Source organism: Shewanella indica, from assembly GCF_033842865.1.
Taxonomy (GTDB): Bacteria; Pseudomonadota; Gammaproteobacteria; order Enterobacterales; family Shewanellaceae; genus Shewanella; species Shewanella indica.
On sequence record NZ_JAWXXR010000001.1, the window covers coordinates 4,285,070 to 4,302,920 of the forward strand.

The 17,851-nt window shown below is 52.9% G+C and carries 13 protein-coding genes; 10 read left to right on the forward strand and 3 right to left on the reverse strand.

Annotated elements, in window-relative coordinates:
- Positions 1–209 precede the first annotated feature (209 nt).
- The 10 genes from SIL79_RS19170 (at position 210) to panP (ending at position 13,981) form a co-directional block, all read left to right on the forward strand.
- Positions 210–2,189 (forward strand): OmcA/MtrC family decaheme c-type cytochrome, encoded by a 1,980-nt coding sequence (locus tag SIL79_RS19170; protein WP_319619892.1) that lies wholly within the window; start codon positions 210–212, stop codon positions 2,187–2,189.
- A gap of 58 nt (positions 2,190–2,247) precedes the next feature.
- Complete coding sequence (locus SIL79_RS19175; protein WP_039033873.1) at positions 2,248–3,246, forward strand: DmsE family decaheme c-type cytochrome; 999 nt, start codon at positions 2,248–2,250, stop codon at positions 3,244–3,246.
- Positions 3,247–3,258: 12 nt separating this feature from the next.
- A complete protein-coding gene (locus SIL79_RS19180) occupies positions 3,259–5,346 on the forward strand; it encodes an MtrB/PioB family decaheme-associated outer membrane protein (RefSeq protein WP_039033872.1) in 2,088 nt (695 codons plus the stop codon).
- Positions 5,347–5,532: 186 nt separating this feature from the next.
- Complete coding sequence (locus SIL79_RS19185) at positions 5,533–6,621, forward strand: M35 family metallo-endopeptidase (protein ID WP_319619893.1); 1,089 nt, start codon at positions 5,533–5,535, stop codon at positions 6,619–6,621.
- A gap of 200 nt (positions 6,622–6,821) precedes the next feature.
- Positions 6,822–7,400, forward strand: coding sequence for a hypothetical protein (locus SIL79_RS19190; protein ID WP_226683865.1), 579 nt, complete (start codon positions 6,822–6,824; stop codon positions 7,398–7,400).
- Positions 7,401–7,478: 78 nt separating this feature from the next.
- Complete coding sequence (locus tag SIL79_RS19195; RefSeq protein ID WP_144361129.1) at positions 7,479–8,099, forward strand: uracil-DNA glycosylase family protein; 621 nt, start codon at positions 7,479–7,481, stop codon at positions 8,097–8,099.
- A 216-nt stretch (positions 8,100–8,315) separates the two neighbouring features.
- A complete protein-coding gene (locus SIL79_RS19200; RefSeq protein WP_071476467.1) occupies positions 8,316–9,464 on the forward strand; it encodes a sugar diacid recognition domain-containing protein in 1,149 nt (382 codons plus the stop codon).
- A gap of 156 nt (positions 9,465–9,620) precedes the next feature.
- Entirely contained in the window at positions 9,621–10,979 is a 1,359-nt protein-coding gene (locus SIL79_RS19205; protein WP_039033868.1) for a GntP family permease, read from the forward strand.
- 54 nt (positions 10,980–11,033) lie between these two features.
- Complete coding sequence (locus SIL79_RS19210; RefSeq protein ID WP_319619894.1) at positions 11,034–12,194, forward strand: glycerate kinase; 1,161 nt, start codon at positions 11,034–11,036, stop codon at positions 12,192–12,194.
- Positions 12,195–12,334: 140 nt separating this feature from the next.
- Positions 12,335–13,981, forward strand: a complete 1,647-nt coding sequence (panP, locus tag SIL79_RS19215; protein WP_319619895.1) for a pyridoxal-dependent aspartate 1-decarboxylase PanP — start codon at positions 12,335–12,337, stop codon at positions 13,979–13,981.
- 396 nt (positions 13,982–14,377) lie between these two features.
- Here panP and SIL79_RS19220 read toward each other — a convergent pair whose 3' ends face one another.
- The 3 genes from SIL79_RS19220 to SIL79_RS19230 form a co-directional block, all read right to left on the reverse strand.
- Entirely contained in the window at positions 14,378–15,013 is a 636-nt protein-coding gene (locus SIL79_RS19220) for a hypothetical protein (RefSeq protein ID WP_039033865.1), read from the reverse strand.
- A 244-nt stretch (positions 15,014–15,257) separates the two neighbouring features.
- Complete coding sequence (locus SIL79_RS19225) at positions 15,258–15,989, reverse strand: hypothetical protein (RefSeq protein ID WP_319619896.1); 732 nt, start codon at positions 15,987–15,989, stop codon at positions 15,258–15,260.
- A 5-nt stretch (positions 15,990–15,994) separates the two neighbouring features.
- Positions 15,995–17,701, reverse strand: a complete 1,707-nt coding sequence (locus SIL79_RS19230; RefSeq protein WP_319619897.1) for an Ig-like domain-containing protein — start codon at positions 17,699–17,701, stop codon at positions 15,995–15,997.
- Positions 17,702–17,851 lie beyond the last annotated feature (150 nt).

Consider the following 17,851-nt stretch of genomic DNA (forward strand, 5'->3'; position numbering starts at 1 on the left):
CCTACCAGCTCAAATACCTCTTTATAAATAGAAAGATCCAAGTCACACATTAACACCAGTTATGCAGCTTTTCGGCCCTGCTTGAGTTAGCCTTTTCAAGGGGAAATCCTATTTCCGGTATCGGGTTAAGGGCCAATTACATAATCAATTTGGTTGACTCAAATCAACCACTCCCTAAACCAGATACTTCCACTATTGCAGGGAACAAGATGATGAACGCACAAAAAACCAGAATCGCACTGCTGCTGGCAGCCAGTGCAGCTACTCTGGCCTTAGGTGGCTGTGGTGGCGATGATGGCAACGATGGTAATCCAGGTAACCCAGGCGGCGAGCCGGCTGGCGAAATCAAAGCACTGCATTTCAGCTTTGAGCAGGCCGTTGTCAAAGACGGTATCCCAACGGTTGAATTTACCGTGACCAACGAAGACGATATGCCGGTAGTTGGCCTGCAGAAGTTCCGCTTCGCCGCCGCTCAGTTGCTGCCGGAAGGCGCAACCGGTGCCGGTAACGCCTCTCAGTGGCAGTATTTCGGCAACGAAGACTGCACTGTAAGCAGCAGCTGCGCAGGTACTTTCGTTGACCACAAAAACGGTAGCTACAGCTACACCTTCAGCAAGACACTCAATGAACTGAGTAAAGATAGCATCAGCTTCAACCCTGAGCTGGCCCAGCGGGTACTGCTGCGCGCTTACAACACACCACTGCCTGACGGCACTCTGATCCCCAACAGCAACGCCTTCGTCGACTTCAGTGCCAACTCAGGTGCTGCCGCATACAGCCGCATGCTGGTGAGTACTGATAGCTGTAATACCTGTCACGGTGACTTGGCCGACGTCAAACATAACGGTGGCTATCCTGACGTCAACTATTGCGCCACTTGCCACACTCCTGGTCGGGTTGGTGAAGGAAAAGAGTTCAATGCCCTTATTCACGCCAAGCACAAGGACCTGGGGCTGGATGCGCTTAACAGCTGCCAATCCTGTCACAACGACACCAATGTCGAGCTGACGCCCGATTGGGGCAACTGGTCCAAAGTGCCTACTGCTGCAAGTTGCGGTAGCTGCCACAGCAACATAGATTTTGCTGCAGGCCAAGGCCACAGCCAACAAACCGACAACTCCAACTGTATCGCCTGTCACAACAGCAAGTGGACAGAAGAGCTGCATACAGGTGTAACCGCTGATAAGCGCGCCGTTATCGCTCAGCGCGGTCTGGCCGCCGAACTGACCGGCAGCGCCGACAACAGTGCCACTCTGACTGTGACCCTGTTGGACAAGGCCGGCAATGCGCTGGATGCCAACAAGGAACTTGCCAAGATCAAGCGTCTGGAAACCATCACCAACGTGGGCCCTAACTTCCCTGTCATGGGCTACAACAAAAGCCCTGGAAGCGGTACAGCCAAGGTCGCCAAAGATCTGGTTAAAGACGGCCAGCTGCAAGATGCCGTGACCCTGGTTGACGGCAAGCTGCAATTCACCGTTCAGGACCTGCCTTTCGGTGCCGGTGATGCCGATACCGCCTTCAGCTTTATCGGTCTGGAAATGTGCAGCCAAGGCAGCGAGCTCATCGCCTGCGCCGATGGTGTTACCACTACCAGCATGAAAGCTCAACTGGCCTTCGGTACCAAGTCAGGTGATGCACCTAGTCACCGTCATATCGACTCAGTGGACTTCGCTACCTGTGAAGGCTGTCACAGTGACACCTTCGAACTGCACAAAGGCCACCACTCAGGCTTTGTAATGACAGAACAGCTGGGCCGCGAAGTAAACGGTAAGCTCACCGTCGGTGTTGATGGCTGTGTGGCCTGTCATACTCCTGATGGTACATACGCCAGCGGTGCCAACAAAGGCGCATTGGAGATGAAACTGCACAAGACCCACATTGAAAAGGCTCACGGCCTGATCGGTGGCAACTGTTCAGCCTGTCACAACGACCTGAATCTTGACGCCTTCAAGAACAAAGGCGCTCTGGCAACCGCAAAAGAAATGTACACCACGCCTATCACGGCCACTTGTACCTCCTGCCACGTTGTGGGTAGTGACTACATGGTACATACCAAGGAGCAACTGGAAGCCTACGGCGCTGTGGTAGATGGTGATTACACCGCTGCCAACCAGGCTGCGCAGCTGGAAACCTGTTTCTACTGCCACAAGCCAACCGCCGCAGATCACACTCAGGTGAAGATGTAATTTGCCCAGGCCGGGGGAGTCCCCTCCCCCGTCTTTCAAGGGTTTGGACAAATTAAGGATGCCTAATATGAGAATCAGCAAAAATATACCAACACTGCTAAGCGCCCTCCTGGCGACGGCAGTGTTATCTTTTGGTATCACCCAGGTGGCTCACGCCTCCAAGTGGGACGCCAAAATGAGCCCGGAAGAAGTGGAAGCTACCTTGGATCAGAAGTTTGCCGAAGGCAGCTACTCTCCCAAGGGTGCCGACTCCTGTCTGATGTGCCACAAGAAGTCAGAGAAAGTCATGGACCTGTTCAAAGGGGTTCACGGCGCCATCGACTCCAGCAAGAGTCCTATGGCCGGACTTCAGTGCGAAGCCTGTCACGGCCCTATGGGCAAACACAACCGTGGCGGTAACGAACCCATGATTACCTTCGGTAAGGGTTCAACCCTGGCGGCCGACAAGCAGAACAGCGTCTGTCTTTCCTGTCACCAGGATGACAAGCGTATGTCCTGGAACGGCGGTCACCATGACAATGCCGATGTCGCCTGTGCTTCTTGCCACAGCGTGCATACCGCCAAAGATCCAGTGCTCTCCAAAAACACTGAGATGGAAGTCTGTACCAGCTGTCACACCAAGCAAAAGGCTGATATGAACAAGCGTTCCAGCCATCCGCTGAAGTGGGCACAGATGGTGTGCAGCGACTGTCACAATCCTCACGGTAGCACCACAGACGCCGATCTGAACAAGGCATCAGTCAATGACACTTGTTACAGTTGCCATGCGGAGAAGCGCGGCCCAAAACTCTGGGAGCATGCACCCGTCACTGAGAATTGTGTCACTTGCCACAACCCACACGGCAGTGTTAACGATGGCATGCTGAAGACCCGTGCGCCGCAACTGTGTCAACAGTGTCACGCCAGCGATGGTCACGCCAGCCGTGCCTATCTGGGTAACACAGGCATGGGTTCTCAGGTCAACGACAACGCCTTTACCGGTGGTCGCAGTTGCCTGAACTGTCACAGCCAGATCCATGGTTCCAACCATCCATCCGGCAAGTTGTTCCAACGCTAAGGAGGCGGGAAGATGAAATTCAAACTTAATTTGATCACCCTGGCTCTGCTGGCTCCTGCCAGCCTGGCGATGGCCGCCGACGGTTATGACCTGGCCAATGCCAATACCGAGAAGGTTAAATTCTCGGCCTGGAGCTGTAAGGGTTGCGTCAGTGAAACCGGTGTATCCGGCACTATTGGCGCCGGAGTTGGCTATAACGACTCTGACGATATCCGTTCTGCCAACGCCTTTGCCGCCGAAGATGACTTTGCCGGCAAGGTGGACGCTGACCTGAGCTATCGCGGTGAAAACGGCTATCGAGCCAGTATCGAAGCCGATAACCTGGGGATGGAAAACGGCCGGGTCGATATCAATGCCGGTAAACTCGGGCAGTACAACATCAACCTGAACTACCGTCAGATCCACACCTATAAAACAGACTCAGCCATGAGCCCTTATCTGGGAGCAGGCAGCGGCAACCTAACACTGCCGGCTAACTGGCAGACAGCCGGTGGCAGCAGCGAAATGCCCATGCTGTATGACAGCCTGAGCCCACTGGAGCTGTCGCTCAAGCGCAAGCGCGCAGGCCTGGGTCTTGAATATCAGGGTGAGGAGCTGTGGAGCACCTATGTCACCTATATGCGCGAAGAAAAAACCGGCCTGAAAACTGCGTCCGGCAGCTTCTTCAACCAGTCAATGATGCTGGCCGAGCCTGTGGATTACACCACAGATACCGTCGAGGCCGGGATCAAACTCAAGGGTGACAACTGGTTTACCGCACTCAACTACAATGGTTCATTCTTCAAGAATGATATCCAGACCTTGAGATTCGACAACGCCTTCAACCCAACCTTTGGTGCCCAAAGGGCGGGCTATATGAGCCTGGATCCGGATAACGAGTCCCACACTGTGACCTTGAGCGGCCAATTTTCCCAGAAAGGCGCCGTGGTCAGCGGCCGTTTGTTTGCCGGACAGATGACCCAGGATGAAGCCTTTATCACCTCGGGTTACGGCTATCAATTGCCGCAGGAATCCCTGGACGGCAAGGTCGATATCCTGGGGATGAACCTCAAGGCGGTCAAACGCGCCACCCGCAATCTGCGGATCAGCGGCAGTTATGATTACTATGACAGGGACAACCAGACCCAGATCCAGGAATGGACCCAGATCAGTATCAATAACGTCAGTGGTCGTGTGGCCTACAACACCCCTTATGACAACACCAGTCACAAGGCCAAGTTGGCCATGGATTACCGGATTGCCAACGGCATGAAGTTGGACGCAGGTTATGACTACCGTCGTGATGAACGCAGCTATCAGGACAGGGAAATCACCGACGAGAACAGCGTTTGGGCCCGTTTCAGTCTCAACAGCTTTGAACACTGGAATATGTGGATCAAGGGCAGCTATGGCAAGCGCGATGGCTCAGAGTACGAAGCATCTGAGTGGACCTCTTCCGAGTCCAACAAGTTGCTGCGCAAGTACAATCTGGCCGACCGCAAGCGCACTCAGGTTGAAGCCAGGGTAACTCACAGCCCTACCGACACCCTGACCCTGGATTTCGGTGCCCGCTATGCGCTGGATGACTACAACAACACGGTTATCGGTCTGACTGAATCCAAAGACCTCAGCTATGACGCCAGTATCAGCTATTTGCTGACAGACGATCTCAGCCTGAGCGCCTTCTACAACCATCAGACCATAGACTCAGATCAGGCCGGCAGCAGCAACTTCAGCACTGTCACCTGGACAGGAACCGTGGAAGACAAGGTAGATGTCATAGGGGCCGGTTTGGCCTACGACAACCTGCTGGAGAAGAAACTGCGTCTGGGGCTGGATTACACCTACTCTGACTCGGATTCCAGCACTCAGGTACGCCAAGGCATCACAGGCGACTATGGCGATTACTATGCCAAAGTGCACAACGTCAACCTCTATGCCCAGTATCAGGCTACTGAGAAAATGGCGCTGCGTCTTGACTACAAGATGGAGAAATACGAGGACAACGACGCAGGTAACGATATCGCCCCGGATGGTATCTGGAACCTGGTCAGCTTTGGTGACAACAGCCATGACTACACGGCTCACCTGATCATGTTGAGCGTCAACTACCGTCTGTAATTCTCACTCTTAACGTTCAAAAGCCCGCTTTCGCGGGCTTTTTTATCTCTTCCCGCCTTCACCTCAAACCAACAAGCATTCGGTAAAATTCCTCTTGCCAGCGGCCCTTTTTGCAGCTTACACTGCAAGCGTTACATTTTTGTAACAAATATAACAATTAAGATTATATGACCTGAGGACAATGGCATGAGAATCACTCATACACTACAAGGAATAGCCTTGCTCGCGGCCCTTTCCAGTACCAGCGTGCTGGCCGATGGCATTCGTGCCAGCCTGGAGATGAGCCAACAGAGCTATAAGGCCAGTGATAACGTGTTGGTCACTGTGACCCTGACCAATGACGCCAACCAGCCGGTAAAACTGCTCAAGTGGTACACAGCCGCTGATGGAGTGGAAGAATCCCTGTTCAAAGTCAATGCCGATGGCCTTGACCGTCACTATCTGGGCGCCCATTTCAAACGCCCGGCGCCCGGCAAGCAGGACTATATCAAGCTCAAATCCGGTGAGAGTGTGTCCTATCAGGTAGAGTTGTCCTCACTTTACGACATGAGCAGCAGTGGCAACTACGAGATAAGCTATGATGTCAGTTCGTTGCAACTCTTCTCCCCCAACCCGGGCCAACAAAAGAAGCTGGCCCGCTTAGGGATAGAAGGGATACATTCAGATCCGGTCAGCTTCTATGTGGAAGGCCGTGAATTCAAGTCCGGCGCCAACAAGGGTAAACCCGGCAGTGGCGATGGCAATGCGGCGCCTGACGGTATCAGCTTTACCGGCCGTTGCAGCAATTCCCAACAGAGCGATATTCTGGCGGGACTGGACGCCGCCCGTACCATGGCGGCCGACAGCAAGCAATACCTCGCGAGCAACAACAACCCTTCAAGCTCTGTGCGTTATGCCACCTGGTTTGGCAGCTACAACAGCAGCCGCTGGAATAGCGTCAGCAGTAACTTCAGTGCCATAGACTCGGCCTTGAACAATCAGCCACTCACCTTCGATTGCAGCTGTAAGAAGAGTTATTACGCCTACGTTTACCCGACTCAACCCTACAAGATCTACATGTGTAACGCCTTCTGGAGCGCACCGTTATCGGGCACCGACTCCAAGGGCGGCACCATAGTCCATGAAATGAGTCACTTCAATGTGGTGGCGGGAACCGATGACATTGTCTACGGCCAAAGTGGCGCCAAATCGCTGGCCCTGAGTAACCCGGCCCAGGCGATTCAAAACGCCGACAGTCACGAATACTTTGCTGAAAATACTCCCTTTCAAAATTAAGGAAGCTACAGCAGATTAGTTTACCTTTCGTGGGCCGGTTCCCCCGGCCCACCTCCCTGTTACCTTGTGAGCTTGGGCGGACGGAACTGCCCCTTTTTTCCTCATAGTCTCAGAGCCATCCCATAACGGCCATCAAGCACTTGCAAGCCTTTCGCCTTTAAGCCAATGTAAGGCGCAGCCTTTATGATGAGAATCTATTGATGAAGTTGAAATATCCTTGTGCCTTGGTCGCCCTTTTTCCGCTATCGGCCATGGCCGCACAACCCGAGGGTTTAATGGCCGGGGTGTTTACCATACTGGTGCTGGGTGGTTTTACTCTGGTTAACCTGCTACTGCAGCTGGTTTTTTACTTCAACGGCCAATATAGCCGCCCAGGGTTTGTCCGCAGCCATATCTATTGGGCCTTGCCCATTCCGCTCATTACCCTGTTACTTGTCCTCTGGGATCATGCCTCTGTTGCCGATCTCAGTATGAACTTCGGTCTGGTGTTGATAGCCGTGGCACTGGCGTTATTGCCACTGCAACTGAAAAACTCGGCCAAAGTCGCCGGGCCTCAGGCCGGTTGGCGCTTGCTGGCAACCTCTGCCTTATTGTTGCTGCTGGCCAATTTCATCTGGCCACTGACTATCCCGGCGATGCTTATCGCCTGGAGTGCTAGCGATTGGCAACAGCGTAAAGAAAACGGCTTTAAGTTCAGCCGGATAGTGTTAATACTAGCGGCGCTGGGGCTGACATTGTATGAAGGCTTTCAGGCCTGGCAACACTTTTTCGGTGCTTGATTTTCGGAGCCTGATTTTCGGAGCCAAGTTTTCGAAGCCTAAGTAGGGTCTGATATCCATCAAAAACCAGGAAATATAATGAAAACTGCCGCTCTGCCCAGTGATTTTCCGCTACTCGATGAGGTGCGAGCCTGCACCCTGTGCCGGGATAAACTGCCATTGCTGCCCAAGCCGATACTGCAGGCCCACCCTGACGCCAGGATTTTAATCGCGGGGCAAGCGCCCGGCAGGATAACCCATGAGCGTGGCCTGCCCTTTGACGATGCCAGCGGCGACCGACTAAGGCAGTGGCTGGGGGTGAGCCGCGAGCAGTTTTATGACCCCAGGCTGTTTGCCGTCATTCCCATGGGATTTTGCTATCCGGGAACGGTTGAAAAACAGGGGCGCAAACAGGGTGATATGCCGCCGCGGCCAGAATGCTCAGCCACCTGGCACCCAAGGCTTTTTGCCGCCCTGCCCAATATCGAGCTGACACTGATCCTCGGCAAATACGCCATGGCCTGGCACCTCAAGGGCAGTCCACTGGCCAAGGCGCCTGTCAGTACCGCCGTGGCAGAAGCTGACTCGCTGTGGCCGACAAAACTGGTGCTGCCTCACCCGAGTCCGCGTAATCGCCTCTGGTTTAAACAGCACCCGGAATTTGAGCAAAACCTGTTACCCAGGCTCAGGCAGAGAGTCGCCGAGTTATTAGCACATTAGGGTCTGTTGACCCTTGAAGATGGTTTTTGCAGCTTTTGTCGTTTTTTATACCAAACAACGACAAATGCTACCCAAAGGGCTCGGCTAGACGCGCTTTACTCTTTGTTGCAAGGTATTTACCTAGGCCCCTAGGCTGCATACCTTGCGTCGCGATTAAAACGCGTCTAGTACGAGCAAAATTCAACCATGAAAGGTCAACAGACCCTAGAGGCTCGCATGTATTTTCTCGACGCCGCGACCGCGCAGCAGATAGTGGATCGCACCATGAATATCATCGACCACAATATCAATGTGATGAACAGTCAAGGGGTGATCCTCGGCTCCGGCGACAAGCAGCGACTCAACAGTGTCCATGAAGGCGCCCTTCTGGCCATAGCCCAAAACCGCACTGTGGTGATAGATGAAGGCAGTCGCCACAGCCTGCACGGCGTCAAACCCGGGATCAACCTGCCGCTGCACTACCACGGCAAGATAATCGGCGTTGTCGGCATTACCGGTAATCCGGCAGAGCTGCTGCACTATGGTGAGCTGTTGAAAATGACCGCCGAAATGATGGTCGAGCAAGCCAACTCCCTCGAGCTGGATCTCTGGCATAAACGCCAGCGGGAAGAGTTTATTCTGCAACTGCTGAAACGTGACAGTTATAGCGAAAGCGATTTTTGTGCCTGGGCCGCCCAGCTGCAGATAGATCTGCAAAAACCCAGAGTTGCCGCCGTGATAGAACTCGCCAAAGGCGAAAGCAAGGCCACTGATCTCAAGGAAATCCAGCGTTTACTCGAGTATCCGCAAAGGGACAACCTGGTGGCCATGACCGCCATGGATCAGTTGGTGATCCTCAAACCCGCCTTTCTCGATGGTCGTAGCTGGGATCCGGCGCTTGAGGATCTGCGAATCGAGAAACTGCTTGCCCGTTTGCCGGCCGACACCCAAGGCCGACTCAAAATCGCGCTGGGGCATTTTTTTCCCGGTGAAGGCGGTATTCGGCGTTCATATCAAACTGCGCTGGAAACCCTGAAATTAGGGAAAAAGCGCGCGCCGGAAAAGACCAAGTACCTCTATCAGGATCACGCGCTGGCAGTATTGTTGTCCGGGCTGGTTAATAGCTGGCGCGGTCAGGAGCTGGCAGCGCCCTTTCGCAAACTGCAGCAGCATGACAAAAAGGGGCTGTTGCTGCGTACACTGAGCGCCTATCTGCAACACTTCGGTGACCAGCAACAATGTGCCAAGGCATTGTTTATTCACCGTAATACCCTGAGGTATCGTCTGGAACGTATCAGTGAGATCACCGGCATAGAGCTGCAAAGCCTGGATGGATTACTGCAACTCTACCTGGGAGAGGTCCTCAGTCGCCTGGAACACAAATAATTGTGCATACGCACAAAAAACTAACCACTTTCAGGGGGGAATTCCGTATTTTCCCCTAAAGCCATCACGGCGCGGCAACTGGGATAATAATCGCCAGCCCGCCTTCGCGCCGGCGCCCCAACCCCTACATAAATAACGACCCAATAAGGGACACTTATGAGCCTGGTACTAGTACTATTGGCGGTGATCATCTTTATTGTCATCGCCACCTCAACATTTAAACTACACCCCTTTTTGACGCTGCTGCTGGCGTCATTTATCGCCGCCTTCGGATTCGGCCTGCCCGCCGGGGAAATCGCCAAAACCATCAGTGGTGGTTTTGGAGGTATTCTTGGTTATATAGGACTGGTGATAGTCCTGGGAACTATCATAGGCACAGTGCTGGAAAAGAGCGGCGCGGCCATCACCATGGCCGATGTGGTCATTAAGGTGCTCGGGCAGCGCTTCCCGACTCTGACCATGTCCATCATAGGTTATATCGTTTCCATCCCAGTGTTTTGTGACTCAGGCTTTGTGATCCTCAACAGCCTGAAACAGTCTCTGGCCAATAGAATGCAGGTTTCCAGCGTTGCCATGAGCGTCGCCCTGGCCACCGGCCTCTATGCTACCCACACCTTTGTGCCGCCTACTCCCGGCCCGATTGCCGCCGCCGGTAACCTGCAACTGGAAGCCAGCCTGGGGCTGGTGATTGCAGTAGGCATTCTGGTTTCTGCCGTTGCCGCCTTCGCAGGTTTGCTCTGGGCCAACCGCTTTATGAACACTGAGCCGGATGGCGAAGGCGCCGAAGAGCTCAAGGCTTCTGCCGAAGAATTTGAAACACTCAAGGCTGCTTATGGCAAGCTGCCAAGCCCCTTGGCGGCGTTCTCACCTATTTTTGTTCCTATTTTGCTGATCTGCCTTGGTTCTATCGCCGCCTTCCCTTCCAAGCCCATGGGTGAAGGCATGCTGTTCAGCCTGTTCCATTTCCTCGGCCAACCACTCAATGCCTTGATGATAGGCTTGGGGCTGTCACTCTTGCTGCTCAAGGGCGACAACAAGGTCAAAGAGTTTTCCGAGCGTATCTCACAGGGCCTGGCCGTTGCCGCCCCCATACTGCTGATTACCGGTGCCGGCGGCGCTTTTGGCGCTGTAATCAAAGCCACGCCTATCGGTGACTTTATCGGTACTTCACTGTCGGCTCTGGGTATAGGTATCTTTATGCCCTTCCTGGTGGCGGCGGCACTGAAGTCGGCTCAAGGCTCCTCCACAGTGGCGCTGGTAGCCACTTCGGCTCTGGTGGCTCCCATGTTGGGTGATATCGGCCTTGGCAGCGAAATGGGCCGGGTGCTGACCGTCATGGCCATAGGCGCCGGAGCCATGACAGTGTCCCACGCCAACGACAGCTTCTTCTGGGTAGTCACTCAGTTTAGCCGTATGAGCGTAGCCCAGGCCTACCGGGCTCAGACTATGGCGACCCTAATTCAGGGGATCACCGCCATCATCTTCGTCTGGCTGCTTAGCCTGGTTCTGCTCTAAACTCTTCCCTTGCTGCTGCCGGTTTCACCGGCAGCCCGTTGTACAGGAAATCAGATGAAAATAGTGATAGCACCGGATTCCTTCAAGGAAAGCCTGAGCGCCCTCGAAGTAGCCAATGAAATTGAAGCAGGCTTTAAACTCAGGCTGCCGGATGCCGAGTACCTCAAAGTGCCGGTGGCCGACGGCGGCGAAGGCACAGTGCAATCTATGGTCGATGCGACCAACGGTCACCTGGTCGAGCTTGAAGTCTGTGGCCCACTCGGACAAGCTGTGAAGGCCCATTACGGTATTCTGGGTACAGAAGGCACTCATGGCGCCAGAACTGCAGTTATCGAAATGGCGGCCGCCTCCGGGCTGCATCATGTCAGCCCGGCGCTTCGCAATCCAAGGCTGACCACAAGTTACGGCACCGGCGAGCTGATTATCGATGCCATAGAGCGTGGCATTCGCCACTTCATCATCGGCCTTGGCGGCAGTGCCACCAATGATGGCGGCGCCGGTATGGCCAAGGCGCTGGGCGCTAAACTATTGGATAGTGCCGGGCTGGAGATAGGCCCGGGGGGGGCGGCACTCGCGGCCTTGGCAACACTGGACTGCAGCCAACTGCATCCGGCGCTCACTGACTGCCATTTTGAAGTGGCCTGTGATGTGGACAACCCTTTATGTGGCGAGCGCGGCGCTTCGGCGGTATTCGGGCCGCAAAAGGGAGCCACTGAGGAAATGGTCGCCGAGCTTGACGCTGCCCTTGGCCACTTTGCCGATATTCTGGTTCAGAGCGGCTTTGAAGATAAGCGCCTGCAAAGTGGTGCCGGCGCCGCCGGTGGCATGGGACTTGGGGTGATGGCATTTCTGGACGCAGAGCTGCGCCCCGGTATCGACATAGTCATGCAGGCTGTCAGACTTGATGCCAAACTTGAAGGCGCCGCACTGGTTATCACCGGCGAGGGACGCATTGATGGACAAACCATCTATGGCAAGACACCCATGGGAGTTTTGCGCCTGGCAAAGGCGCGCAACATTCCCGTGATTGGTATTGCCGGCTGTCTGGGCGCGGGTTCAGAGCTGGTGCTGGAGCAGGGAATGAGCGCCATTTTTGATATCATTCCCTCGGCCTGCAACTTGCCCAAGGCGCTGGCCGAAGCCAGAGCCAATCTGCAGCGCACCTCAAGCAATATCGCCGCTCTGCTGGCTCTGCAACTGAATAACGCCAATTGATTTTTCGCGGGTCAACCTCCTTGGCCCGCTGCTTTTTCGCTTCAGTTTCAACTTGTCTGACCGCAATCCTTGCAGTAAAGTGAGCTGCCATTTCAAGACCTGTGCAGACACAGGCAGATACAGTGTGAGACCAAAGCCCAATGACCGCCAGCAAACAACGCCAGGCCACCGCCTCAGAAAACTCTCTGATGCGTATCTTTACCGTGCCCGAAGCACCGGAATCGACCCTGAGCCGCATAGAGCAGGCATTGTCTGAAGATCTCGCCGGTTTCCTGACCCAAAATATTGCCGCGCTGGAAAAGCCCCTGAGTGAAATCGAAAAGGATTTCCAGGCCTTTGAAATCCCGCGTCAACCCAGATTTGTTTCTGACTACACTGAAGAGATGATGCAGAATTTGGTGGCGCATTCAGTACACACCGCCGCCCCCAGCTTTATCGGCCATATGACATCGGCGCTGCCCTACTTCGTATTGCCCTTGTCGAAAATGATGGTGGGCCTGAATCAGAATCTGGTCAAAATCGAAACCTCCAAGGCCTTCACTCCCCTGGAGCGGCAGGTACTGGGGATGATGCATCACCTCATTTATGGCCAAACCACCGACTTCTACCACCAGTGGATGCACAGCGCCAATCATGCTCTGGGAGCCTTCTGCTCCGGCGGCACTGTGGCCAATATCACCGCCCTGTGGATTGCCCGTAACCAACTGCTCAAGGCTGACGGTGAATTTCGCGGTATCAATCGCGAAGGCTTAGGCGCAGCGCTCTGCCACTACGGTTGGAAGAGCCTGGCGATACTGGTGTCCGAGCGCGGCCATTACTCCCTGGGCAAAGCTGCCGATCTGTTGGGCATTGGCCGGGATAACATAGTTTCAATCGCGACCGATGCCAACAATAAGGTCGATGTCGACGCCATGCGCGAGGCGGCCACCAAGCTGGCCCAACAGGGCATCCGAGTCATGGCGATTGTCGGCGTCGCCGGCACCACAGAAACCGGTAATATAGACCCTCTGCCTGAGCTGGCCGAGTTGGCAACCGAGCTCAATTGCCACTTTCATGTTGATGCCGCCTGGGGCGGAGCCAGCTTGTTATCCAGCAAATATCGCCATCTGCTCAAAGGGATAGAACTGGCCGACTCAGTGACCATAGATGCCCATAAACAGATGTATGTTCCTATGGGTGCCGGTATGGTGCTATTCAAACAGCCTGAACTGGCGCGGGCAATTGTGCATCATGCCGAATATATTTTGCGTAAAGGTTCCAAGGATTTGGGCAGCCAGACTCTGGAAGGTTCCCGTCCCGGAATGGCCATGCTGGTGCATGCCTGCATGCAGATAATCGGCAAGGAAGGCTATGAAATACTGATCAATAATTCGCTGGAAAAGGCCCGCTTCTTTGCCGGCTTGATTGAGCAACACAGCGAATTTGAACTGGTGAGTGCGCCCGAGTTATGTCTGCTCACCTACCGTTGGTGCCCCTCTTGGGCACAAACTGCTCTGAGCCGGCAATTGGCCCAGGGCAATCTTGAAAAGGTCAAAGAGATCAATGGTATTCTTGATGACCTCACTCGTGCCATCCAGAAGAAACAACGTGAACAAGGCAAGTCTTTTGTGTCCCGCACCCGGATCCAACCCGCCCGTTATCACAGAGAAACCGTGACTGTATTCCGGGTGGTGCTGGCCAACCCGCTGACCACAGACACCATACTGGCAGATGTATTAAACGAACAAACTGAGCTGGCAGCTTCTGAAACCGGGCTACTGCAGGTGTTAAAGCAAGCCTGCAACTAAACATTTATTGAGGGCGATGCCGAGTCACGCCCTGCATGCCGTTTTCCCGCGCCCGTACACTTTTAAGCAGCCCCACTATCATATCGGTGGCATTCAAGGGCGCATCTACGGAAAGTCCTTGATCTCTATCTTGCCGCTCTGGGTTGACTTGAAAACTGCCGCTTAAATGAACACAGGCAATAAACTCTTTACTCTTCTAAAAATAAACATGTTTACTGCAAGTGCACTCATCTAAGGAAGGTGTGAACAAGTCCCATGTGTGCTGTGGGTCGGCTTACGGGCCTGGATGCAAGGCGTGGTTCGCAGCAAATGGCCCTAGTCCTTTGCAAGAAACTCAACATAGCAGACAGGTCTGTAAGCCACACCTGGATTGCCCACTGCTTATATTTCACCTTCTCATACCACGGGCTTTCTCAGGCTCCACTCAATCAACTTTGCTCTGATCAACCGTTGCGAAAACTGCTGCGGATCAAGCACCCAATTGGTGGCAATTTCCCGAACGTTCGCGTCATCCGGATAACATCCCCCTGTAGACAAACCATTAATATAACAACGTTTAGCGGCTTGTACCTCTGCCTCCGTGGGTTCACCCGCCGAGATGTAGCTTTGGTCATATTCATAAAGCCCGTCATGATACACGGCATATTTTCTTGTTACCTGACCGTCTTCCGCCATAAACCAAAAATTGTATATACCTCCCTGATGGTCACCGAAGCCATAAGTTTTTCCAAATCTCTGGCTTAACCTAGCGGCGAATTCTGAAAGGTTGCGTAGGCATTCATCCAGCATTTCCATACTGTCCCTGAGGCCATACTGGCGAAACGGCAAGCCCCAACCACCAAGGTAGATAAGCCCATCAAGATCCGCGACAACCAGATGTGAAGTTTTCCAGATAAGCTTCAGATCGCCTGCAGAACCAAAATCGCTGATGGACCTGATATCCGCCTCCCCCTTCAGCTGGTCAACGATTCCATCCAGATCTGTGCTTTCTACGACCAACCAAATCATATTGCGATACATCGAAACACTCATTTTTATTCCCTTAAATATCTGAAGGTTTGAAAATTCAGTAGTCCACGAACTTTAGTGGCTCAACAATGGGCCGGAACAGTAACAAAACCAAGAGACAAAACAAAGAGATTAAAACCGAGATATTAAAATTGATCCCCCATAATTCTTGGTAGATTGCAGGCCGGAGTTCCACGATGAATTCAAAAAAAGTGCCTGATTTTTCCATCAGGCACTTGGGTCGCTTATCAGAGAGTTATCTGTTCCCTTAATGAATAACCACGGGAATACTGGGCAGGATGGTAGAGACTCCATTAGGGGTGGTGATTTCAATCAGCAGACTTCCGGCATCGGCTTGGTCGGCACCTTTCACCATCACACTATACTCCAATGCGCTATTTTGATTGGTTGAGAGTACAGTAAAGTTACCCTTACTCGCCAAACTACCTGCTGAGGTGCTGAAAGTGATACTCGTCCCGGATGGCAAGGGTTGATTATGAAGATCCCCGACAATGATTGATACCGCACCAACGGATTTACCTATGATATCCAAGGTCTGGTTGTCATTGAGGCCGTCACAAACATCCACTTGGTTCTTATCATCAGTACAGCTATCCGTAATTTCAGGAGTTGAAGCAACCGGGTCACTACCCGACATCACCAATACAATAGAAGCCCTGACATTGAGCGACTTGTCGGTTGCTGAGCACCCTTCGTGAGGATTATTACTGTCATCAAGCCGGCAAAGACTACCGTTATAGACGCCATCCGCCCCATCAAAGCTACCGCTATTATTAAAGTCCACAAAAGTCTCTAACTCTCCACCGGTTAGCGCTCTGTCATACATATCATCTTCATTATGGTCGACGAAGGCTTCCGATAAATCAAAGGGACGGCCGGAAACATCTGGTTTACTCTTGAAGTCGTTCCATTCATCAAGGTCGAATCGTCCATTACCATTGAGATCCGGGAACGACTCTTCTCCAATTGCCGTGGCCAAAATAGTTACCCGTCCGCCATAGGGTTGACCAAGGTTATCCAGGGAGGGTTGTTCTCCCCCCCAAGGGTGTTGCCTGTAGGGCGAGGGTTTTGACTGGTCCAGGTCACGGTACAAGCACCGGCTGCTGTTGTGCATGAAGACTCAATGACGCCACCTTCTGTGGTAAAGCTAACTGCAGTGCCATCCGGAACCGGGTTGTTGAAAGCATCTGCCAACCTGGCAGTCACTTTGACTTCAACGCCATCATAATTCCAACCTTCCGGGTTATAGTTATCAGCAGAAAGAGAGAAGGAATCCTGATCCGGAAGGCCGGTCGAAATCACCAATTGGCTGGACTGGGACGAAATCAATGGCAAACTGCCATCCACTTCAGCGGTTACCCTGACTGAAGTCGATACGGTTCCTGAATTAATCACAGTTTGGGCTATCCCTTGTGCATTAGTCGTCGCGAAAACAGGATCTATCTCTATACCACCGACGTCTGTATTGAGGGAAAAATTAACTCTTTGATTACTTACAGGATTGTTGTTCTTATCCAGCACTTTAAATCTAACAGTTGACGATTCCGCACCACCCGTGCCTTTTAAGCGGATAGTTTGCGGAGTCGCATCCATGAAAAAGATACTGCCCACACTCGCCGGTAACACATTGACCACAGCTTTGGCCGTCAGTGATTTGCCTCCGACATTAGCACTGATATTGATAGTATCATCACCGACACAGCCTTTGGCGAGATAAGTGCTGGTAGCGACACCATTAACTGCAATAACAGGTGAACTGATTTCCGCTTCCAAAGGCGTTTTACCGGCACAGACTGAAGTAAACATAACTTCGGCAGGCTCGACAAAAGGATTACCGTTATCATCCTGCAATGTCACGCTGACACTCGCTGTACCACCAGCAGAGACAACGGCTGGTGCCACAGCTGCCACCCCATCCTGAAATGGCGAGCCGCTGCCCATAAACACATTGGTTGCACCGACTTTAAATACCAGGGATGTCTCTTCACCGGACAGTAAAGTCGCGGTTGCAATCCCGGCTCCAGGCTGAGTACCGGCCAAGATCTGAACATAGGCCTTACCATTATCTGTGGCCGCCGTATCTATGGGGATTTCGCCCCTGTCACTGGTAAACTTGACAATGGTCTGTTTGGAAATCCCGGTGACATTGGCCACCAAATAACCCGGCGTTAATGAGGTGATCGCTTCCAAAGGGGTTGTACTGTCAGGATTAGCAACAAGCACCAAGGATATCTGAGCTCCCCCGGTATCGGCGCCACCATCACCTTTGGTATTGAATGAGACTTGAGCTTCAGCACCATCACCACTGCCAGGAGTATACCGGGCTGTTACAGTCCCCGAACCCAACTTATCGCCGGGCAAGAGATCTATTCGCACCACACCTTGTGCATCCGAAACCCCACTGTCAGAAGCCAATACACCTTGACCTTCAACGGAGAAGACAATTCTTCCGCCCTGGAATGGCACAGCGTTTTTGCTCAACGTAGCAACCAATTTCCCCGGTACGGCATTGGAGACTTCCGATAAAGGCTCACCATTGGCATCGGTTAACTTGAGACTGATGGTATAAGTATCTGTAGGCAGAGTCGGCGTTGTGCCATCTCCACCGTCGGAAATACTGCCACCCCCACCACAGGCAAATAAAAGAAAACTACATATTAGAGTGAAGCAAAACTTAAACGCTGACTTCATTGTCAGACTCCCCATTACTCAATAATCACAAATTACATTCATCTGTATTACTTATAGAGCAACATTGTATAATTTTCAGTAAACATTTCCACAACATGTGAGCACAACTGGCAATTATCAATATCAACATTTAACCTGCATGCCATTTCC